General features: G+C 44.0%; 20 protein-coding genes. 14 read left to right on the forward strand and 6 right to left on the reverse strand.

Translation table 11 applies throughout. The annotated features are described in order from the left end of the window. The first annotated feature begins 149 nt into the window (after positions 1 to 149). Complete coding sequence (locus JFC08_RS01050) at positions 150 to 623, forward strand: DUF2799 domain-containing protein (protein ID WP_109589456.1); 474 nt, start codon at positions 150 to 152, stop codon at positions 621 to 623. A 165-nt stretch (positions 624 to 788) separates the two neighbouring features. On the opposite strand, the gene JFC08_RS01055 is transcribed toward JFC08_RS01050, so the two are convergent. From JFC08_RS01055 to JFC08_RS01065, 3 genes are all read right to left on the reverse strand, one after another. Further along, complete coding sequence (locus JFC08_RS01055) at positions 789 to 1,190, reverse strand: ExbD/TolR family protein (protein WP_045444454.1); 402 nt, start codon at positions 1,188 to 1,190, stop codon at positions 789 to 791. A gap of 82 nt (positions 1,191 to 1,272) precedes the next feature. Beyond that, positions 1,273 to 1,962 (reverse strand): MotA/TolQ/ExbB proton channel family protein, encoded by a 690-nt coding sequence (locus tag JFC08_RS01060; RefSeq protein ID WP_198329380.1) that lies wholly within the window; start codon positions 1,960 to 1,962, stop codon positions 1,273 to 1,275. 78 nt (positions 1,963 to 2,040) lie between these two features. After that, positions 2,041 to 3,015 carry an energy transducer TonB gene (locus JFC08_RS01065; RefSeq protein ID WP_198329381.1) on the reverse strand — a complete coding sequence of 325 codons (975 nt, stop codon included), beginning with the start codon at positions 3,013 to 3,015 and terminating at the stop codon, positions 2,041 to 2,043. Between the two features lie 514 nt (positions 3,016 to 3,529). Between JFC08_RS01065 and JFC08_RS01070 the strand changes: the two genes are divergently transcribed. From JFC08_RS01070 to JFC08_RS01090, 5 genes are all read left to right on the forward strand, one after another. After that, on the forward strand, positions 3,530 to 4,579 hold the full coding sequence (locus JFC08_RS01070; protein WP_198329382.1) for a siderophore ABC transporter substrate-binding protein: 1,050 nt from the start codon (positions 3,530 to 3,532) through the stop codon (positions 4,577 to 4,579). A gap of 117 nt (positions 4,580 to 4,696) precedes the next feature. Next, a complete protein-coding gene (locus JFC08_RS01075; RefSeq protein WP_095849340.1) occupies positions 4,697 to 5,797 on the forward strand; it encodes an ABC transporter permease in 1,101 nt (366 codons plus the stop codon). Between the two features lie 116 nt (positions 5,798 to 5,913). Continuing rightward, on the forward strand, positions 5,914 to 6,975 hold the full coding sequence (locus JFC08_RS01080) for an iron chelate uptake ABC transporter family permease subunit (RefSeq protein WP_198329383.1): 1,062 nt from the start codon (positions 5,914 to 5,916) through the stop codon (positions 6,973 to 6,975). Positions 6,976 to 7,075: 100 nt separating this feature from the next. Further along, positions 7,076 to 7,846 (forward strand): iron ABC transporter ATP-binding protein, encoded by a 771-nt coding sequence (locus tag JFC08_RS01085; RefSeq protein ID WP_198329384.1) that lies wholly within the window; start codon positions 7,076 to 7,078, stop codon positions 7,844 to 7,846. A 35-nt stretch (positions 7,847 to 7,881) separates the two neighbouring features. Beyond that, positions 7,882 to 8,208 carry a hypothetical protein gene (locus tag JFC08_RS01090; RefSeq protein ID WP_198329385.1) on the forward strand — a complete coding sequence of 109 codons (327 nt, stop codon included), beginning with the start codon at positions 7,882 to 7,884 and terminating at the stop codon, positions 8,206 to 8,208. Between the two features lie 131 nt (positions 8,209 to 8,339). Here the strand turns inward: JFC08_RS01090 and JFC08_RS01095 are convergent, their stop codons facing one another. Both JFC08_RS01095 and JFC08_RS01100 read right to left on the reverse strand, forming a co-directional pair. Next, a complete protein-coding gene (locus tag JFC08_RS01095) occupies positions 8,340 to 9,713 on the reverse strand; it encodes a PepSY-associated TM helix domain-containing protein (protein WP_198329386.1) in 1,374 nt (457 codons plus the stop codon). Between the two features lie 164 nt (positions 9,714 to 9,877). Continuing rightward, positions 9,878 to 11,959: a TonB-dependent receptor domain-containing protein gene (locus JFC08_RS01100; RefSeq protein WP_193008655.1), complete on the reverse strand. Its 2,082-nt coding sequence runs from the start codon at positions 11,957 to 11,959 to the stop codon at positions 9,878 to 9,880. Between the two features lie 656 nt (positions 11,960 to 12,615). Here JFC08_RS01100 and JFC08_RS01105 point away from each other — a divergent pair. Continuing rightward, entirely contained in the window at positions 12,616 to 14,025 is a 1,410-nt protein-coding gene (locus tag JFC08_RS01105; RefSeq protein WP_198329387.1) for a uracil-xanthine permease family protein, read from the forward strand. 150 nt (positions 14,026 to 14,175) lie between these two features. On the opposite strand, the gene JFC08_RS01110 is transcribed toward JFC08_RS01105, so the two are convergent. Continuing rightward, positions 14,176 to 14,841: a TetR/AcrR family transcriptional regulator gene (locus JFC08_RS01110; protein ID WP_198329388.1), complete on the reverse strand. Its 666-nt coding sequence runs from the start codon at positions 14,839 to 14,841 to the stop codon at positions 14,176 to 14,178. 254 nt (positions 14,842 to 15,095) lie between these two features. Between JFC08_RS01110 and uraD the strand changes: the two genes are divergently transcribed. The 7 genes from uraD to JFC08_RS01145 all read left to right on the forward strand — a co-directional run bounded on the left by uraD (position 15,096) and on the right by JFC08_RS01145 (position 20,695). Then, positions 15,096 to 15,617: a 2-oxo-4-hydroxy-4-carboxy-5-ureidoimidazoline decarboxylase gene (gene uraD, locus JFC08_RS01115; protein ID WP_198329389.1), complete on the forward strand. Its 522-nt coding sequence runs from the start codon at positions 15,096 to 15,098 to the stop codon at positions 15,615 to 15,617. Between the two features lie 43 nt (positions 15,618 to 15,660). After that, the gene (gene uraH / locus JFC08_RS01120; RefSeq protein ID WP_198329390.1) at positions 15,661 to 16,029 is read left to right on the forward strand and encodes a hydroxyisourate hydrolase; all 369 of its coding nucleotides are present in this window, start codon (positions 15,661 to 15,663) and stop codon (positions 16,027 to 16,029) included. 122 nt (positions 16,030 to 16,151) lie between these two features. Then, entirely contained in the window at positions 16,152 to 17,477 is a 1,326-nt protein-coding gene (locus JFC08_RS01125; protein WP_198329391.1) for a urate hydroxylase PuuD, read from the forward strand. Positions 17,478 to 17,574: 97 nt separating this feature from the next. Further along, positions 17,575 to 18,555, forward strand: a complete 981-nt coding sequence (puuE, locus tag JFC08_RS01130; protein WP_198329392.1) for an allantoinase PuuE — start codon at positions 17,575 to 17,577, stop codon at positions 18,553 to 18,555. Between the two features lie 55 nt (positions 18,556 to 18,610). Then, positions 18,611 to 19,447, forward strand: a complete 837-nt coding sequence (locus JFC08_RS01135; RefSeq protein ID WP_198329393.1) for a bifunctional allantoicase/(S)-ureidoglycine aminohydrolase — start codon at positions 18,611 to 18,613, stop codon at positions 19,445 to 19,447. Positions 19,448 to 19,629: 182 nt separating this feature from the next. Continuing rightward, positions 19,630 to 20,163: an ureidoglycolate lyase gene (locus JFC08_RS01140; protein WP_227697569.1), complete on the forward strand. Its 534-nt coding sequence runs from the start codon at positions 19,630 to 19,632 to the stop codon at positions 20,161 to 20,163. Between the two features lie 256 nt (positions 20,164 to 20,419). Further along, positions 20,420 to 20,695 (forward strand): Trp family transcriptional regulator, encoded by a 276-nt coding sequence (locus JFC08_RS01145; protein WP_198329394.1) that lies wholly within the window; start codon positions 20,420 to 20,422, stop codon positions 20,693 to 20,695. Positions 20,696 to 20,729 lie beyond the last annotated feature (34 nt).

Below are 20,729 nucleotides of genomic sequence, written 5' to 3' on the forward strand. Positions count from 1 at the left end.
CAGCATAATAACGAGATACAAAAAGTTGTCAGCATCAAAAAGTGCTATGATAAACCATAATTTTAAACGCGCGCAGGTTTATTATGAATTATCTTCTTAAGCGAAACTCATCGACCACTTCACTAGCGAGCAAATGTGTCCATAAACTCATGAGTAAAACTGGACTTACCCTCTCGCTAGTAGGCGCTGCCTTATTTACCCTATCAGGCTGTGCAACGACGCAAAATCTTACCCCGCAGCAATGTCAGGAAAGCAACTGGCAAGAAGTCGGCTATGCTGATGGCTTGCAAGGGCGTTCAGGTGCTTATTTCGGTCATTACGCTGATAGCTGCGCAAAGGTAGGTGGTCCTATGCCCAACCGCATACAATGGGAGCAAGGGCGACAGCAAGGTCTCAAAAGCTACTGCACCGAGCTCAATGCTTATAAACTTGGTCGCGAAGGCTACGACTGGCAGCCCGTTTGTCCGCTCGAAGGCATCGAAAAGCTAGAAGAAGCTTACGCGCAAGGACGTTACTACTATATCCGTCAACGTGATCTCGATTACCTACGTTCGCCTTATCCGTTTGGCTACGGGCCTGGGCGCTTCGGTTACGGCTATCATCCCTTTGGCTATGGCTGGTAAAAAGAAAACCCCAATGAGTACTTAATTTGAGGTTTAAGTACTCATTGAGGCTGGAGAAAAGTTTATTATTTTTGTTTTATTGTTATATTGTTATATTAGCTACCTTTTTGATGGTTGGCTATCTAGCAAACATCATATGATAATCACGTCTTTTATAGACTCGCCTTATTCATTGACAAAGGCTATCTTTGTAAGTCCTGCTTGACTGGCAGCGGCTAGCACTTGAGCGACCGTGTCATATTTACTGTCTTTGTCAGCACGCAATTGTACAGAAGGGTCTTTACCTCCAGCACTTTGCTGTTGTAACCGTGCCTCTAACTCCTCCATGCTAATCGCATCGCTGTCCCAAAATATCCCTGCGTCTTTATCGATGCTAATTTGAATAGCCTCTGGTGGCGCCTCATTTAACGCAGCGCTGGTCTTCGGCAGCTCTAATGGCACTGTCGGATTCAGTACGGTCGCCGTCAATAGAAATATAATCATCAATACCAGCATAATGTCGATAAGCGGAATGAGGTTCATCTCACTCATACTTTGACTGTCATCATCACCCAATTGAAATGCCATAATCACTCTCAATACATTTGGTTATTCGCAATATAGCTCGCTTGACTATCGCCTAACGGACTGTCCCATCAATGGATAATCGTTAAGGCTGCGACGCGGCTGAACTGTGATAATGAGTCACTTGCTGAGCATCTGCTGCGTTTGAGTGCATACCCTTTGCTAACGAATCTTGGGTAACAGTCGATTTGCTGTCCGTTAACGGCTTCTGGGTAACGACCATTTCGGCAGAACGTGCCAATAAGTCATGCGCTCTATCGTTGGCGTGATACATCACACGGCGATTGATACGCACTGCAAGGTTATAAAACACCACGGCTGGAATCGCCACGGCGATCCCCAAACCTGTCATGATAAGTGCCTCACCGACTGGCCCTGCCACTTGTCCCAAACCCGCTTGCCCACTCATGCCAATATTATGTAGCGCATGAAAAATCCCCCATACCGTCCCAAACAAACCGATAAATGGCGCAATTGCGGCTGTCGTCCCAAGAATAGGTAAACCGCGCTCGCTAGCAAAACGGTAACGACCAATATGCTTGAGTAAGATCTGCTCAGTAACCAAACGGCGAGTAGTGGCATCTGCTGCTATCATCTCAGCCTGTTTTACTTGAATCTGCTGACTCAAATCATCTGCAACATTGGCGGCCAATTTGCGGCTTTGTAGCACACGAATGATGCCTGTCACCCAAGAAAGAATAGATAAAGCAAGCAACAAAAAGAACAAAGTTTTTGTCACCATGTCGCTGATTTGCCAGTATTGCATAAAGTCCATGTCAGACTCCTTTGTATTTTATTACCATTGTTCGATTATTTACGATTGAGCCGATGCTTGGTACTAATAACCATGTATTTATGGCACATTATAAGTAACAGGTAATGTCACATTACCGACGACTGGCACGCCATTTTTAGTAAAAGGTCTGAATTTTCCAGAGCTTACTTGACGCTGCGCCTCTTTATCTACTATTGAATTGCCTGAAGATTGAGCAACCCGGGCGCTATCAATACCGCCCTGCTTATTCACTCTTAATATCAATACCACTTTGAATGTATCACCCGAAGATGCTCTACGAGCGGCTCGAGTAGGAAAGCTAAAGTTTGGCGCTGATGCCCAGTCTGCAGCACTAGCAGTAAAGCTCACGGGTTCATTACTTGCAGCGGCTGCTGCTTTTTGCTCGGCATCTTTAGCCGCTTTGTCTTCTGCTGCTTTTCTGGCATTCGCTTCGGCTTGAGCCTCTCGGGCAGCCTTGGCATCGGCTATTCTCTTAGCGTCTTGCACTGCTTTATCATGGGCTTCTTGAGCGGCCTTTTGTGATTCTGCTGCTAGAATTTTACGTCGTTCTTCAGCTTCACGTTGACTATCAGCCATTGAGGTATCGACTTTCGATTCTACTATTGGCTTTTTCGACATCTCTTTTTTAATAATGTCAGGCTTCTTTTTTTCTACTTTTACGACAGGTGCTATATCAGCCTTTTTGGCTTTTACCACCGGTTTTTCTGGTGTATTTTGCTTAGCCTTCACTACTGGAGCTACTTTAGGTTTTGACGGTGCCGGTTTTTTAGGTTCAGGTTTTGACTCTGTTTTAGGCGCTGCTTTTTTGGGCGTTACTTCCTGAACTTTTTCTACTTCAGGGACGGCCGTTTTGACAGGTAACGTCACCATCTCTATCTCGATAGGTGGGGTGTCTTTTTTTGGTTCAACTTTTATCTCAGGAGTCTTGATCGCCACCAATGCGACTGCCGTCAGCACGTGCAAGCCCACCACTATAATAATAGCTGCGAGTATCAATTTAAGTGGTGGCGCGTCTAAATCCGTTGAACTCATAACACCCTAATATTCATTAACCGAGGTAGAATGGCGTAGATAATAATGCAAACGATAATTATTATCAATAATAAATTTATAATAATTTTGCTTAGCAGGCAAATGATCGGCTAATCATTTAGCGTTATTAATAAGCAAAATTTGCTTAGGCATTCGACCACCCTTTCTCAAATATCGCTATGCATGCTTATTGTGCCAAGGCAGTCAAACCCCATGTAATAAAGTGACGTAATAAAAACCATTATCATTTGTATTGATAATGAGTCTCAATTAATTTATCATAGCCCCTAATCGACTGCGTATCTTTTAAGATTACAAAATCTCAAGATATCAAGGCATGTTGAACGTCTCAATAGCTAAGCGTAAAACAACCAATGAAAAATCATAACGTCAAAAGTAATACCGTCAAGCATTATATGGTGTGAAGCATCACATCGATGAAGTTCTTTTTACTTTTATATGACCGATTATTTGATACATCCTTTGTCCAACCAGCTGATATACCGAGTTATTTATGTCTATTACTTTATTGCCTAACCGCTCTACTCCTTTTTTCAAACGCCCTTTGCTGACTGCTATGGTGACCGCTCTGGTTGCTACGATCAGTGTGACAGGTTGTAGCTCACCTGAATCTAACGACTCCGAACCCGCAGACGCTAAGACTGAAAATCAAACAGCAGATCATGCCTCGAATGTCGCTAATAACGATGCGGTCTCTGTTGAAAAAATCACGGTCGACACGGTAAAAGGTAATGTCGACTTGGCAATGAATCCATCGCCGTTGGTGGTCTATGATATGACGTTGATGCAGGATTTGGCCGCGCTTGATGTTGCTGTCGATGGTATGCCAAGCGGTCTAAAATTAGACAATTTACAGTCTAAGACACAGCCTGAACCAAAAACAGTCGGCACCGTATTTGAGCCAGATCTTGAGGCGTTGAACGCGATGCAGCCGCAAGCTATCTTAGTCGGCTCACGCATGGCAGAAAAATATGATGCGCTGTCTAGTATTGCGCCAACGCTCGACATGACGATTGATACCGCAAATATCTATGAATCGAGCAAGCAGCGTTTGCATGATTTGGGTGCATTGTTCGGTAAAAGTGCTCAAGCAGCGAAACTGCAAGGCAATATCGACGGGCTCATTGATGAGACCAAAGCATTAACCAAAGATAAAGGTAAAGGCTTAGTGGTCATGGTCAATGGCAATAAGCTGTCTGCCTACGGCGACAAATCACGCTACGGTTTTATCCATACCGTGCTAGATATTCCGATGGCAGATGACCAAATCGCCGATGCGCGCCACGGTCAGCCAATCTCGTTTGAATACATCCAAAAAACCAATCCAGACTGGTTATTCGTCGTCGATCGCAGTGCCGCCATTGGTGAAGATGGTGCTGGTGCCAAAGCCGTATTGGACAATCCATTGGTCGCGCAAACCAACGCATGGAGTAAAAATCAAGTCGTTTACCTTAGCCCAGACTCATACCTTGCCTTTGGCGGTTATTATCAATGGATGCAGGATTTGACGACCATTAAAGAGGCTTTTGCTAACGCTAAATAAATAATGCGTTAAATAAGCAATATGCTAAACAAGCAACATGTTAAATAAGCGTCATTCGTTTTTAGGCAACTGTCATCACTGTCAGTTGCCAACCCTCACTTTAAGCCAGTAGCTGATATGCCGTTATTTTCTTCTCGGGCGCAGACCAGCGTTAAAGCCCGCCCTACTTTACCAGCCGCATCAACGAGTTGGCAAAAAAGCGCAAGCCGTGGTCTAAGCTCTAAAAATCGCCGTGCTTCTATACCGCCGTGGGTCATCAACACGGGCAGCCTCATTATTATGGGGCTTTTGGTGTTATTAAGCTTATCAATTGGTGTGGCTGATTTTTCGTGGTCAGGTATATTTCACAGCCTTATCAACCATAGCGCCAACTCCGACAGCTCACTGCTACTGGTCAGTCGCCTACCGCGTACCATCGCTATTATCTTGACCGGTGTTTCCATGGCAGTTGCTGGGATGATTATTCAAGTGGTGCTCAAAAACCGCTTCGTTGAGCCATCGATGGTCGGTGCAACTCAAAGCGCCGCACTGGGATTATTGGTGGTTAGCCTGCTATTTCCAGCCAGTGCGCTCATTGTCAAAATGGGCGTGGCTACCATCGCCGCGGTATTTGGCATGATGCTCTTTATGCTACTGATCCACCGCATTCCGCCGACGGATTTTTTAATGATCCCGCTGATTGGTATCGTCTTCGGTGGCATTATCGAGGCAGTGACGACCTTTATCGCCTATCAAACCGAATCGTTACAGATGCTCAGCGTTTGGCAATTTGGTGATTTCTCTGGCGTCTTAGCAGGTCGTTACGAGCTTTTGTGGCTGACGGGCGGACTGTGCGTGCTGGCGTATATCATTGCTGACAAGCTGACCATCGTCGGTCTGGGTGACAATATCGCGCTCAATTTAGGGATCAGCAAACGACAAGTGACGTGGGTTGGTGTTGGTATGGTGGCGATGATGAGTGCGGTTGTCGTTGTAACCGTTGGCATGATTCCCTTTATTGGTTTGGTCGTGCCTAATATCGTCAGCCGATTGATGGGGGATAAATTGCGCCGTAGCTTACCAGCGGTGGCATTATTGGGCGCTTCGGCAGTGCTATTGTGCGATATTATTGGACGCTCGATTCGCTATCCATTTGAAGTGCCTGTGGCGACGGTTTTCGGGGTCGTTGGTACGGTGCTGTTTTTATGGCTATTATTGCGTGCGCCTGCTGAGCAATAAAATAGCTCGCCATAAAGTTCTTTATTCATAACAACTGATCAAACCTCTTTGCCTCTTCTCTCTATTTTATCGTTGTTTTGTCTGATTAGATAAGCCTAGCACTATAGGATTTACGCATGTTTTCACCGTCTAAGCCTAGCACCACAGCCAATAACACTATAGATAACAGTGCTTCAGAAAATAACGACAAAACTACTTTTGGACAAAGTTGTCTTGCGCGACTCTGGACATTTGTAGTCAATCACCCAAAATCCATTGCCGCTATCATATTGCTGATCTCAACCACCCTATTTTTGACAGTCAATGTCAACGGCCATTGGGACTTTGCGCTACCACTGCGAGGTAAGAAATTACTGGCGTTAATGGTCGTCGGTTATGCGATTGGCGTATCGACTCTATTATTTCAAACCTTAACGCACAACCCTATCCTGACGCCATCACTGTTGGGCTTTGACTCGCTATACGTTTTATTACAAAGCCTGTTGGTTTTCTTTTTGGGTGCAATAAGTTTTACCAGTATCAATCCTCTTGCCAAATTCACCCTTGAAATTGTTCTAATGTTTGGCGCGTCATTATTATTATTTAAGCTGCTGTTTTCAAAAAGCAGTCAAGATTTGACACGACTAATATTGGTCGGCGTTATCTTTGGGGTATTGTTTCGTAGCTTATCAGCCCTGATTGCCAGATTGATCAATCCTGATGATTTCGTCGTCGTGCAATCTGCCAGTTACGCGCAATTTAATACGGTCAATCCGCAGCTGCTTGGTATCAGCATTGTTATCTGTGCCATTAGCGCGCTATTTATCTGGCGCTGGCGTTATCAATGTGACGTATTGATGCTTGGCAAATCACAAGCCATTAACCTCGGTATCAATTATCAACGCCTAGCGTTTGGACTATTAACGGTCATTGCGGTATTGGTCGCCACGGCAACCTCATTGGTCGGTCCAGTGACTTTCTTTGGGCTGTTGGTTTGTGCGCTAACCAATCGTATCGCTCGGAATATGTATCACAGCGAGCGTCTGATATTGGTCTGTTTGGTGGCGATGATTTGCTTGGTACTCGGTCAGACGATATTTGAGCAACTATTGGGCATGGCAGGGGTACTATCGGTGGTCATTGAATTGGCTGGTGGTTTGGTATTCTTAATATTGATTTTTATGACTCAGCGTCGTTAAGACCGTACTTATTTAATAATCACTGACCTAGTAGCCAATCATCTAAAAACCATTGATATAGTAATGAAAAATCAGATCCTTTGTAAAAATAAGAACCACTATGATTAAACTCAATAACATCTCGCACCATATTGGCAAACAGCAAATTCTTCATGACATTACGTTGTCGTTACCAAGCGCACAGGTGATTGCCCTGATTGGTCCCAATGGCGCGGGTAAATCTACTTTATTTTCGGTCATGGCACGCTTGCAACCGCTACAGTCGGGACAGGTCAGTTTCGCTGTAGATAATGAGGAACGTGATATTGTTAGTTGTCATGCGCGAACCTTGTCCAAAACTGTGGCGATGCTTGGACAAGACAACCAAGTACAAGGACGACTTCGCGTGCATGAGCTGCTGATGTTTGGGCGCTATCCTTATCATCAAGGACAGCCGACGGCTGATGATCAGCAAAAAGTGCAAGAAATTATCGAACGTTTTGAGCTTGCGCCATTAGCCGAGCGTTTTTTATCGACACTATCAGGTGGTCAGCGTCAGCGGGTATTGATTGCCATGATCGTTTGCCAAGATACGCCTTACTTATTACTCGATGAGCCGCTCAATAATTTGGATATGTATCATGCTGGTCGCCTGATGCGTGAGCTGCGCGAATTGAGTCATAGCCAGCAAAAAACTGTGGTCATCGTGCTGCACGATATCAATCAAGCCGCGCAGTTTGCCGATACCGTGGTCACTATGAAAGAGGGTCAGGTGATGGCTGTTGGTCAACCTGCAGATGTCATCACCCAAGCAACCATGAAGGATCTGTATAACGTCGATGTTACCGTGCTCAATCATCAAGGTCGCCCAGTGATTGTCGATGCGGTTTAAGTACAGAGCTTTGCAAACAATAAAAGGAATTGTTGATGCATAAAATCTTATTGAATCATCGATGGATAAATTACAAAAACTTATCCCTATTAATTTTAACCATTAGCTTTTGCCTATGCCTTTATTACGCTGTGAATAAAGAGATAGCAGATACCCTATTTTGGTTAGGCATGACTTTGTATGTGCTAAGATTGGTGGTTATTCCGATGGATTTTACTCAAAATATTGCTGCAGTAGATTATACAAAAAACTTTGACGAAAATAATAGCTGGCATAGAAATGTCATGCTAGGTGAGCTATTTGCCTCCTTGCTCCTTACCGTTGGGATAGCCTACAGTATATTTTTGCAATTAAAGCTTTAGTTAGCGATCTTAATAAATACTATCAAAGATAGCCGTACTCTGTAATATTGACATTACCACTTTTACCTCTGAAGGTTGCATAATCATCATTATGGATATGGTTTAAGTACAGCATATCTTATAGTTGCTCTTTAATGGCTGGTTTCGCGTAATCGCTTCAAAGAGTTGTCTTTAACCGTCAATTTTTGCCTTTGCTTTAACCGACTTTGACGCCCTTTGACCCATAAATACACACCTGTGCCAGATAAGACCGCCACGGCTAACCCCGTCAATGCTAAAAATATTTGATACAACAAATGAACTACGCCATGGCTGATATGTCCCATGTGTAGCGTTGCCATCCATTGATCAGCTTGATTACCAAATGAGCTTTGATACCCAAAATTAATACGCTCGACATTGCCTGTTGCGGCGTCAACCGTGATAGATGACGCACCGCCTTTTTTACCGATATCTTTATTGGTTTTAAAGCGCATTTGCCATTGATTGTCCTCTTCTACCCAACGCACTCCCAATAGCTGCTGGACGTCGACGCCATTTTTTTGTGCGGCTATCTCTGCCTGCCTGCTTAAATAAGCAATACTATTAGCCTTGTCTACCTTATTAGTACTGTTCATATTAGTGCCAATAGTAGTCGCCTCATCACTACTAGATTCAGTGTTTATCGCAGGCTTATTTTGTTTCTTTCCTTTGCCTTCATCTCTACCTTCAAGTCCTACCAGCGCTTGCATTACAGGCTGATATACCAATTTTAAATTAAAACCAACACTCGACCACGCAATGACAAATAACATGAGCCAGAGCCATAAGCCAAACGCATGATGCAAATCATAATTAAGCTTAAAAGTATTGGTTTTTCGGCGGATTTTCCAAGCAGGTAGCCAGCGTTTAAAAAATGAAGCGCGGGGTTTGCCAGATGGTTTTCTCAATGCGGTTTGTTGAGATTTATTGGCACTAACTGCTCTTGGAAAGGTTAAATAAAAGCCGATGAAACAATTAATCGTCCAAATTAAAGACACGATACCCAGTATTAATTTGCCGATATCACCTAGCAATAAATCTCGGTGCAACCAAAATACCTTGTACATCGTATTGCGCCATGCCCACACCTCTTTATCACGTGTACCGATGATTTCACTAGTAAAGGGATTGACATATACCTCTTGAAATGGCGCTTTGGGCTGATTTTTGGCGCTTTCACCTCGGACTCTATCTACCGAAAAAACCGCTGATTTGTTCAGCGCTACTGACGTTGGCATACTAGAAAATTGATACTGTGGATAAGCGCTGATAACAGCATCATGCAGTGTGGCGATCGGTAGTGGCGGCTTGTGTTGCGACTCAATATTTGCCAGCTTGTGATTGAACACATCATCTAACTCATCATGAAACGCCAATAGCGTGCCCGTGATACCAGCAATGATCAAAAAAGCTGCCATCGCAAGCCCAGTATAACGATGAATCCATAAACAGCTCTGACGTAACGTAGGGGGAAATGAAGTCATTAGTATTGGTTTTTTATTCATCGTTTCTTTATTCATTGGTTGTTTTGATTGGTATTTAAAAAAAGTTGTAATTGCTATCACATGCTTCATCATTTACTGACCATAAAAAAGCCAGCTCTCATACAAAGACAGCTAGCTTTTAGATATTACCAATAACAGTTAGATTAGAATTGATAGGTCAAAGAGGTTTTGATATTACGACCCATCTCAAAATCTGTAGCCGTAGCATTAGCTGGATTTAAGCGCGAACCGTGGCTAGCATAAGTTTCATCAAACAGGTTATAAACCCCAACTGTGGCTTTCAAGCCATCTACTTGAGCTGGAGAGTAGCTCATAAAGATATCATGGACATCATAGCTCGGTTTCTTAAGCTCCGTAACGTCACCTCGAAGTATAAAGGTTTGCGTAACAGGGGCTACATAGGTACTGCGCCAGCCAAGCTCAGTGGTATCAGTTGGCTGATACGCTAGATTGACCATGTATTTATCACCTGCATCTGATCCTGACCCTGTTTGTGAATAAAAACTATAACCCGTATCTTCACCTTTACTACGCGCATGAGCATAGCTTAAACCCATGCTAAAGTTATTCATTTTATAATCAGCGGCCAGCTCAACACCTTTTATTTTATAATCTTCGTCCTTATTGACCGCACCTTGGCAATCATTCCCAAGGTTTGGTCCACAGCTTAGACCTGAGCGTATAAATTCAATATAGTTTTCGATATTGGTTTCAAAGTATTTACCGCTTAGTTGTAGCGAATCATTAGCCGTAGTGAGATCACGCAAGGTGGTTACGACACCCACTTCAGCGTTATCACCCTCTTCTGCTTTTAGGTCGTTGTTAACCACTGTGCCAGCACCATCTCGATTGAAGATAGCTTGGCCTAAATCTGGGCCATTGAACAGCTGAGTATAGCTAGCAAAAACCTGCGTACTCGGCGCAATCTCATAGCTTGCGGCAAGTGCACCGACAACATTATCGTAAGTTTTGCCACCAGCAATAAAATCAGGTGCTTCATAGCGGTCATAACGCACGCCTGGCGTTAGGCTAAATTTACCCATTTGCCATTGGTCTTCTAAATAAACTGAGGTATTTTTAGCACTATCTTCCCCTGATGCGGGCAGTTTTGTTGCACGGTCTTTAGCGGTGTAAAAATCTGACTGTTTTTTATAGTGCTCTAATCCTGCGATCAGTTTATGGCGTCCTGACGTTGCATCAATTACACTGGTGTTTTCGATCTTACCACCAGTAGTTTTCACTTTTGCATCCCAATCATAGCCTGGCGATGTTTTCGGGTCATTATCACGTGAAATTTGGGTCTCGGTTTGATAAATGGTGGTATCAACGTCAACCAGCGAGCTTGCTGGGTTAAAGTTATAATCAAGCGTATAGGTATCACGCTTTACTTTTTGCGGGATTGGATCATCGCCGAGGCTTGGAAAATCCGGACGGAATGGGAAAGTCCCTTCTTTATCAGTACGGCTAAAGCTTGCGCCTACATGATGGTCATTACCAACATAGGCGCCGGCTTTTAATAAGAAGCTCTCGCTCTCACTGTCTTCAAACAACTCACGGCCTTCACCGTCTTCACCCGAGCTGGTATCACGCTTGCCATAATAAGCCAATAAATCGACATTATCAGATGGTGCGCCAAAAACTGTGGCTGACGTCAGTAGCTCATCATTATTACTGGCATAACCTGCTTTTAGCTTGGCACCAATCTTTTGACCAGGTTTAAGTAAGTCAGCGGCATCGACCGTTTTAAAAGCAACCGCGCCGCCAAGTGCATCATTACCGAGCGTGACAGAATTGTTGCCCACTGCCACATCCGCTTGTTTGAGCAAATCAGGATCAATGGTGATATCGCCCATATGATAGAACAGCTTGCCTTCTTGGCGCGCGCCATCAATGGTGACTTTTAGGTTGCTGTCTTCAAGACCGCGAATACGAATGCGCTGGTTGACCGATGACGTACCGCCTATGGTCACGCCTGGCACCACATTTAAGAAATCGCTTAAATGGCTTGCTTGCTGTGCAGGCGTATAGTCTTCTATGTAAACAGAATCGGTTTGCACTTTATCACGTACTGAGCTATTGGCTGTCACCGTAATGGTCTGCAACGTGGTGCTTGGCATGTCTTCTGCAGGTGCTGCACTGACTGCTTGTGACCATAATACCGCTGCCACGCCCATGGACAATACCGTCATTTGACTAGATAGTTTTGATAACTTTACTTCACGCATAACACACTCACCTTATTGACTATCACAAATTAGAATTTTTAAAAGCTATTTACTGTTGAGCACAGCTTGTGGCAGTTGCACCGCTTATTGTTGAAAACCATTTTTTAGACGATTGGAGTCTTGACAAAGCCAAAGTCTTTCATACGAATAACAATGTTAATGATAATTGTTAGCATTTAAATAATGAGAGGCATAATAACGAAGTATTAACAATTTGGCAATAATTAATGCGAGAAATTTAATATTAAAAAATAGCGCTAAATCTGGCTGACTTATTCCGTTTTGTTGCTTACTGTTTTTAGACGAGTAGAAATAGCGAGCAAACCAAATTCGCTGCGCTATGTTCGTCTAATAGACTGTTATTATTTAAAAAATAAAGCCATCAACATGAAAAAAAACATTGCAATAGCCAACCCTTTCACTATACCCTTATATAGTTGACCAATTAGTCAGGTTTAAACCTACGACTATTAGTCATATTGATAAATAATAGCTAGCTGCTGATATTTATTAGCACAAGGATAAGTGCGACTCTTTGTGAGACAACTAAGCAATATGAAGATAAACGGTGTGTCGATATCCATCTCTAAACTCATCACACTGCTTAGCTCTCTCCACAGAGCTTGGACTAAAAGTCACTTTAGGAGGAAGCCAAGATGAGCGAACACATTCAAGGGAACCCCGATTTACTATACGGATTGCATGACCGCCCTACCCCTACAAAAGCCTTTTTGGGCGCAGTACAACACGTACTTGCCAGCTTTGTCGGTATCATCACCCCCTCATTAATCATAGGTGGCGTCTTGGGTCTGGGTGAACATATCCCTTATCTCATCAGCATGTCATTGATGGTATCAGGGGTCGCTACCTTTATTCAGACGCATAAAGTTGGACCGGTAGGTTCAGGTCTGATGGCGTTACAAGGAACCAGTTTTGGCTTCTTGGCTGCGGTATTGGCAGCAGGTTTTGTGGTAAAAAACAAAGGCGGGAGTCCGGAGGAGATTCTCTCTGTTATCTTTGGCGTCTCCTTTCTTGGTGCCTTCGTTGAGATTTTCTTAAGCCAATTCATCACCAAACTCAAATCTCTGATGAGCCCTATCGTGACGGGTTGTGTGATTGTGACTATCGGTCTGTCATTAACCAAGGTTGGTCTGACGGATTTGGCAGGCGGTGTTGGCGCTGAAGATTTCGGGAGTATACAGAATCTGCTGCTCGGTGGCGGTGTTTTGGTCAGTGTGGTATTGATTAGTATTGTTAATAATAAAGTCATTCGCTCCAGTGCTATTTTTATAGGGTTGATGCTTGGTCTGATCGCAGCCATTCTTATGGGACGTATTGATTTCTCTTTGGTCTCTGATGCCCCTATCTTTACGCTACCTGTACCATTCAAGTTTGGCTTTGGGTTTGATTGGCAGGCTTTTATTCCTATCGCCTTTATGTATGTCATTACCAGTATTGAAACCTCTGGTGATTTGACGGCGACTTCGATGATATCGGGCGAACCCATCAAAGGACCTTTATACGAGAAACGTATTAAAGGTGGCGTATTGGGAGACGGTGTCAACTCATTAATTGCGGCGGTGTTTAACACGTTCCCTGTAACGACTTTTAGCCAAAACAACGGCGTTATTCAGATGACTGGTATTGCCAGTCGCTATGTGGGCTTCTATGTTGGGGCTATCTTGTTCACTATGGGGCTATTCCCTATTTTGGGTGCTATCTTTACCCAATTGCCCAAACCAGTCGTTGGCGGTGTGACGTTATTGATGTTTGCAACGGTAGCGACTGCTGGTATTCGCATCCTATCAACGGTCAACTTTACCCATCGTAATATCTTAATCATTGCCACTTCGCTAGGTCTGTCCATGGGCGTGGCTTTTGTTCCTGATGTATTCGCACAAGCGCCTCAGCTTTTCCGTAATATCTTTGGTTCGGCGGTTACTATGTCAGGTATTGTGGCCATTACTCTCGATATGATTTTGCCCAAAAACTACGGTGTCGAATTTGATACGGTAGAACAGCATCTGGATGACGGTCTAAAGCCTCTTAGACAAAAGGCTTCTTAAACGTACGTTAGGATAGTCAAATTCTTTACCAATCAGCATTGCTGTTCTGGTTCTGCACATTGACTCTTTTAGCGCTCATTAATACGAAAGCATTTAAAGTGCTTTCGTATTAATGGCATGTTATAGACGTAAAATAATAATACATAAGCATTACTCAAGACCACAGCCACGCAAGATAAACGGCACTAAAAATTCTGCCGCCCGCGCTTCATCCTGCTGATCGTACTCACTCTTTTCCATCAAACCGACAATTTCTGTCTCAAATTCTGCATATCGCTGCGTCGTTGCCCAAATCAAAATCAATAGCTGTAAAGGGTCAGCGATGCCAATTTTGCCTTGCTCATGCCAAGTTTTCATCACTTGCGCCTTGTCTAGCGCCCACGCCTTCATGGTCGCCGACATAAATTCATGCAGATGAGGAGCACCGCCGATGACTTCCAGCGCAAACAATTTATGGCGATTGGGATGAGCAAACGCTTGATGCAATTTGGTACGGACAAACTTTTCGATGACCGTTTTAGGGTCACTATCGACACTCATAGCGACCAAGCCATCGTTCCACTCTTGAATAATAGAATGCAGCACGGCTTGGTACAGATTTTTTTTATTCTTAAAGTAGTAATGCACGTTAGCTTTTGGCAGCTCGGCTCTATCGGCAATACCTTGCATCGTCGCACCGCGAAAACCTTGCAGCACGAACTCCTCTTCTGCCGCCGCCAAAATGACGGTTTGATTGTGGGCGCGGATATCTTGCTGATTGCGCTGTACAGGCGCGTCAGACGCGGCTTGTGGTTCTATATCGTTATGTTGAGCCATGATAAATGTTACCTGTCATTATTGTGATGAATAAAGAGCCATATCCCAGCCAATAACTGGATTCATATGCTAATTTTTATGAAATATCACCAGTCTAAATAAAATATTTACACAAAGTAGTTGACCAAATGGTCAGGTTTAAGCAGAATAGCTCATAGTAAACCAATTATTATTCGATAAATACTACTTTAGCATGAGATGTTATCGAGAAATGTTACTCCACCGCTTTTGTCAGAAAAGAAAAGGATGTCATCGTGAAATTATCTTTACAGCAGTTTAATGAGCTCTCAACAGCTGAGGCAATTTCACATCTATTGACCTGCTGTACCAGCACCCATTGGGCGCAGGCTTTAGAAAAAAAACGTCCTTTTTCAGATATATCTACATTACTTGCCCATAGTGACCACACTTGGCAACAAGCACAGACAGCAGAAGCCCAGTTACTAGAGGCTTTTGATGGTCATCCACAAATCGGCAACGTTGACTCATTAAAAGAAAAATACCGCAATACTCAAGACAGTGCTGCCCATGAGCAGTCGGGTGCCAATGATGCCAATGACGAGGTGATTGAAGCTTTGGCACAAGGCAATCAAGACTACCTTGATAAATTTGGCTTTATCTTTATCGTATTTGCTACCGGTAAGAGCGCGCAGCAAATGCTCGATTTATTGTTGGCACGCTTGCCCAATGATCGCGCTACTGAACTGGTCAATGCGGCGGCTGAGCAAAATAAAATCACCCGCTTACGTTTACAGAAACTGCTGAGTGACGCTTAACGCATTCAGCCCATCTGACTCAATTTATATAAAAGGAATTATTATGTCAGGTACTCTCTCATCGCATATTTTAGATACCCATTTGGGCAAACCAGCCGCTGGTATTGCCGTGACGCTAGATCGCGTAAGCGCAAATGGCGAGGCTTCTCTATTAGCCAATGGCGTCACCAATGCGGATGGACGCGTGGCACCAGACAGCTGGTCGTTTGACCCAACGATTGATATTGCTGAATATCATTTAGATGTTGGTCGTTATACCTTAACCTTTGATACGCAGTCTTATTTCGATGCACAAAATCTCACGGCTTTTTATCCAAAAGTAGTCATTGATTTTATGATAAGTGATAATGGTCACTATCATGTACCGCTACTGCTTAGCGTACATGGCTACAGCACGTATCGCGGCTCGTAGTTATGTAGTTATATAGCATCACCATATAAAAGAACATCATAAAAGCACGTCGCCATAGCAAAACGCGTCGAAAAATTGAAAAAAGCTGAACAAAAGAAAATTGTAAAAAGGACATTTGCAACATGGGCGCTTATTATCTCGATTGGTTTAACTTATTTTTTCGCTGGTTCCACGTCATCGCTGGCGTGGCATGGATTGGTGCGTCTTTTTACTTTGTTTGGCTAGATCTTAGTTTACGTAAACCACCACAGTGGAAGGCTGACAAAGGTATTTCAGGCGACTTATGGGCGGTACATGGTGGCGGCTTTTATGAAATTGCCAAATATAAGCTTGAGCCCGAAGAGATGCCAAAGACCCTGCACTGGTTTAAATGGGAAGCTTATACCACTTGGCTGACGGGTATGGCGATGCTCTCTATCGTCTATTATGCCAATGCGACTGCCTACTTGATTGATCCCAGCAAAGTCGATTTTGGTAGTAGTATCGGTGCCATTTCGACCAGTTTGTTATTTTTATTCGGCAGCTATTTCATTTATGAAGTAATTGTCCGCAGCCATTTAGGCAAAAACTCCTTCATTTTTAGCACCATTATTTTTATCCTATTAATCATCGCCTGCTGGGGTTCTTATCAGCTATTTAGTGACCGTGCTTCGTTCATTCATATCGGTGCTATCTTAGGTACGGTAATGGCAGGTAACGTCTTCTTCGGCATCATGCCTGCTCAACGAGCGCTGGTAGAATGCGTGAGGCGTGGCGAAAAACCAGGCAAAGAAGTAGCGGACTTGGCACTACAAGCAAAAAATCGCTCGCTGATGAACAACTATTTTACCTTACCGCTGATCTTTACCATGATTAGCAATCATTATCCGATGATGTACTCTCATGCTCACGGCTGGTTGGTATTGGTATTTGTGGGTATCATCACGGCTATTGTACGTCACTATTTTAACCAAAAGCATTTAGACAATCATAAGCCGCGTTATTTGGTCATCCCTGCTGTCTTAACCGTATCATTAATTATTTGGATGCGCCCAGAACCAATTGAGCCATTACCTGTTGTCAATGCTGCAGTCGCTGCTGAAACGGCGACACCAAATAGTGTGCCACCAACAACTACTGATAGTGCAGTCGACGGTTCTACTATAAGCACTGATGCAGCCTCAAATGAAAATATCACTGCCGACGTCGTGCCAGTAACTGCCTCTGCTGATGATGCCATTATGGATGTCGTGCACACGCGCTGTAGCACGTGCCATGCCGCTCAGCCTACTCAGCAAGGATTTGCCGCGCCGCCAGCTGGTATCATCTTGCAAACACCGACCGACATGAAAACTCATAAAGCAAAAATCGTCACTGCCGTACAAACGGGCTATATGCCACTGGGTAATCTCACAAAATTGACTGATGAAGAACGTCAGCAAATGGTGGCTTACGCATCGGGATTATAGATAAAGGTCGCAGATAAATATTATATAGATCCAAAGTTACGCCTTATTTTGCTTTAATTGACTTAAGTTGCTTTAAAATATTTAGGATATATTGACAATGACCAAAAAAATAATCAGCGATTTCAATCAAGACGCCTACCCTCGCGACTTAAAAGGCTATGCTGATAAGCCGCCAAAAGCCAACTGGCCAGGCGGCGCTAAAATCGCTGTACAGTTCGTCCTCAATATCGAAGAAGGCGCAGAAAACAGCGTGATTCATGGTGACGGTCAATCAGAGCGGTTTTTATCGGATGTCTTGGGGACACCAGAATTTAACAATCGTCATCAGTCGATTGAGTCGGCATTTGAGTATGGTAGCCGTGTGGGCGTTTGGCGAGTATTGGATACTTTTAAAGAATACGGTTTGCCTATTACGACCTTCACTTGCGCTGCTGCTGCCGAAAAAACGCCACATATTATCGAGCGAGTATTAGAAGATGGGCACGAAATCGCCAGTCACGGTCTACGCTGGATTACTTATCAAAATATGTACCGCGAGACCGAGCGCGAGCATGTGCGCCGTGCCACTGAAATATTCGAGAGCATGATCGGCGGTCAGCCGCTTGGTTGGTACACGGGACGAGATAGCCCGAATACTCGTGAGTTGGTCACCGAACAAGGTGGCTATATTTATGACTCAGACTCTTACGCAGATGAGCTCCCTTACTGGCTCAATGTCAAAGTAGAAGACGGTAATAAAATCGCTCGTAAGCCGCATTTGGTCATTCCCTATACCTTAGAGACCAATGACATGCGTTTTGCCTCAAGCCCAGGCTTTACCAACGCCGAGCCTTTTTATCAATACTTAAAAGACAGCTTCGATACCTTATACGAGGAAGGCACGCACACACCCAAGATGCTGACCATCGGGCTGCACTGCCGCATCATTGGTCGCGCCGGTCGCATCGTTGCCCTCAAAAAGTTTTTGCAATATATCACCAGCAAGCCCGATGTTTGGGTATGCCGCCGTGATGACATTGCCAAACACTGGTATAAAAGCCATCCAGCCACTGCCGATAACACTGCAAACTGGATGTAACCATACGTTTAGACACAAATTTATTGCGGCACAACACCACTAAGGAACATCAACAATGTCAACAAAGAGTACATATTACGCACCCACTGGCGGCTTGCCTCCACAAACACAATTACTATCAGATCGCGCTATCTTCACCGAAGCTTATGCCATTATTCCCAAACGTGTACTGACCGACATTGTTATTAGCTATCTGCCGTTTTGGACAGGTATGCGCATGTGGGTGCTTGCACGCCCACTTTCAGGTTTCTCTGAGACTTTTTCGCAGTATATCGTCGAAGTTGAGCCTAATGGCGGCTCAGAAAAGCCTGAGCTAGATGCAAACGCTGAAGGTGTTATATTCATCGTTGAAGGTGAAATGGACATGACTATCGAAGGCGTGTCGCATCATCTTGAAGCGGGCGGTTATGCATTCTTACCACCCGGCTGCAAATGGACGATAAAAAACAATAGCGACAAGCACGTTAAATTCCATTGGATTCGTAAAGCTTATCAACACTGTGAAGGTATTGAAGTGCCTGAAGCCTTTGTAACCAGCGATCACGATGTTGAAGCGATTGAGATGCCGGGTACTAATGGCGTATGGGCAACCACCAGATTTACCGAGCAGTCGGATATGCGTCACGACATGCATGTGAATATCGTAACATTTCAGCCAGGTGGCGTGATTCCATTTGATGAAACTCATGTGATGGAACATGGTTTGTATGTCCTAGAAGGTAAAGCCGTCTATCACTTAAATGGTGAATGGGTAGAAGTGGAAGCGGGCGACTTTATGTGGCTACGCGCATTTTGCCCACAATCTTGTTACGCTGGCGGACCTGGTCCATTTAGATACTTACTATACAAAGACGTGAATCGTCATATGCCGTTTATTCGCCCAGCACGATAAGCCCTGCGCAGTAAATAATAACCAGAACAACAAACCATTCAGAACGATGAGCAATATAGCGGCATAATCGTTCATTCGAATATGTCATTTATTCCCAGATGTTGATTTAATTCGCGTACGGGCTTATGGCAAAGTGGCTCATAGCAATTATAAACAGTGATCACCAAAAGTAAGGCAAAGTCATGAGTACTCTTATGAAGACTACGATCGTTGCAAGACCTTTAACCAAAGCTGAGTTTGCGCCCTACGGCACCGTAATAGAACCCTATGACAAGGCAGCACAGACGCCTGAAAATAGCTACCATATCAATAAAGGCTATGCCTGCCGCCATCACGCCATCGCTGAAGCCAAACTGGACGGCGGCGATGTCGGCATGAGTATCTTCCGCGCCAAAAAGCGTGAATTTCCTATTGCCTTATCGGTAATGGAATATCATCCGTTTGGCACGCAAGCGTTCTTTTCGATGAATGGTCAGGATTATATCGTCATCGTTGCGTCTGCTGGTGCGCCGCCACAGTCTGCAGATGATTTGACCGTGTTTTATGTCCAATCTCATCAAGGTGTGCAATACGATGCCAATGTCTGGCATCATCCGCTACTTGCCCTCGGTTGTGACTCTGATTTTTTGGTGATAGATCGCATCAATGGCGAAGGCAAAAACTGTTATGAGCTGGATATAGAGGATTGGCAGGTGCAAATTGAACTTGCCAGTTAGCACTCTTCCGTTTAATTAGGGTCTGTAAACGAGCTGTTAACCATTCATAAAGATAAAGCCAGTTAATAAAGATTAGCTGGCTTTATCTTTATGAATGTAGGATCCATCCTATATAAATAATCATCTTCCAAAACACAGTACCCATTTAACAGCAGTAGCAAAACATCTACATAGGCTACTTGCCTTTTATGTACTATCGTACTAGAATACTGAAACGAAGTAAGCTTCCCTTTTCTTTTCCATTAAGATGAATGTTATGAGCACAGACCCTTATCAAAGCTTATTAAGCCATTTAGCCAGTTGTCATGACAGCACCGCTATCGACCTACTATTCAGTGCGCTATTGACGGAAAAAGAGCAGCAGGAAATTGCCAATCGTATCCGCATTTTTGACTTGCTTGAGCGCGGTGTCACCCAGCGCGAGATATCCGAGCAGCTAGGTGTCGGTATCGCTACCGTCTCGCGCGGCGCCAAAGCCATGCAAGTTCATGATGTGAGTGCCTTACTAATGACTCATAGAAAAAATTCATAAAAGACACAGCTGAAAAGGCCGCCTAATTAATCAG

Source organism: Psychrobacter cibarius, assembly GCF_016107535.1.
Lineage (GTDB): Bacteria > Pseudomonadota > Gammaproteobacteria > Pseudomonadales > Moraxellaceae > Psychrobacter > Psychrobacter cibarius.

Bases quoted from the DNA above. Each gene is read 5' to 3' on its own strand.
- JFC08_RS01050 (WP_109589456.1), top strand. From the start codon at position 150: ATGAGTAAAACTGGACTTACCCTCTCGCTAGTAGGCGCTGCCTTATTT.
- JFC08_RS01055 (WP_045444454.1), bottom strand. From the start codon at position 1,190: ATGGCATTTCAATTGGGTGATGATGACAGTCAAAGTATGAGTGAGATG.
- JFC08_RS01060 (WP_198329380.1), bottom strand. From the start codon at position 1,962: ATGGACTTTATGCAATACTGGCAAATCAGCGACATGGTGACAAAAACT.
- JFC08_RS01065 (WP_198329381.1), bottom strand. From the start codon at position 3,015: ATGAGTTCAACGGATTTAGACGCGCCACCACTTAAATTGATACTCGCA.
- JFC08_RS01070 (WP_198329382.1), top strand. From the start codon at position 3,530: ATGTCTATTACTTTATTGCCTAACCGCTCTACTCCTTTTTTCAAACGC.
- JFC08_RS01075 (WP_095849340.1), top strand. From the start codon at position 4,697: ATGCCGTTATTTTCTTCTCGGGCGCAGACCAGCGTTAAAGCCCGCCCT.
- JFC08_RS01080 (WP_198329383.1), top strand. From the start codon at position 5,914: ATGTTTTCACCGTCTAAGCCTAGCACCACAGCCAATAACACTATAGAT.
- JFC08_RS01085 (WP_198329384.1), top strand. From the start codon at position 7,076: ATGATTAAACTCAATAACATCTCGCACCATATTGGCAAACAGCAAATT.
- JFC08_RS01090 (WP_198329385.1), top strand. From the start codon at position 7,882: ATGCATAAAATCTTATTGAATCATCGATGGATAAATTACAAAAACTTA.
- JFC08_RS01095 (WP_198329386.1), bottom strand. From the start codon at position 9,713: ATGACTTCATTTCCCCCTACGTTACGTCAGAGCTGTTTATGGATTCAT.
- JFC08_RS01100 (WP_193008655.1), bottom strand. From the start codon at position 11,959: ATGCGTGAAGTAAAGTTATCAAAACTATCTAGTCAAATGACGGTATTG.
- JFC08_RS01105 (WP_198329387.1), top strand. From the start codon at position 12,616: ATGAGCGAACACATTCAAGGGAACCCCGATTTACTATACGGATTGCAT.
- JFC08_RS01110 (WP_198329388.1), bottom strand. From the start codon at position 14,841: ATGGCTCAACATAACGATATAGAACCACAAGCCGCGTCTGACGCGCCT.
- uraH (WP_198329390.1), top strand. From the start codon at position 15,661: ATGTCAGGTACTCTCTCATCGCATATTTTAGATACCCATTTGGGCAAA.
- JFC08_RS01125 (WP_198329391.1), top strand. From the start codon at position 16,152: ATGGGCGCTTATTATCTCGATTGGTTTAACTTATTTTTTCGCTGGTTC.
- puuE (WP_198329392.1), top strand. From the start codon at position 17,575: ATGACCAAAAAAATAATCAGCGATTTCAATCAAGACGCCTACCCTCGC.
- JFC08_RS01135 (WP_198329393.1), top strand. From the start codon at position 18,611: ATGTCAACAAAGAGTACATATTACGCACCCACTGGCGGCTTGCCTCCA.
- JFC08_RS01140 (WP_227697569.1), top strand. From the start codon at position 19,630: ATGAGTACTCTTATGAAGACTACGATCGTTGCAAGACCTTTAACCAAA.
- JFC08_RS01145 (WP_198329394.1), top strand. From the start codon at position 20,420: ATGAGCACAGACCCTTATCAAAGCTTATTAAGCCATTTAGCCAGTTGT.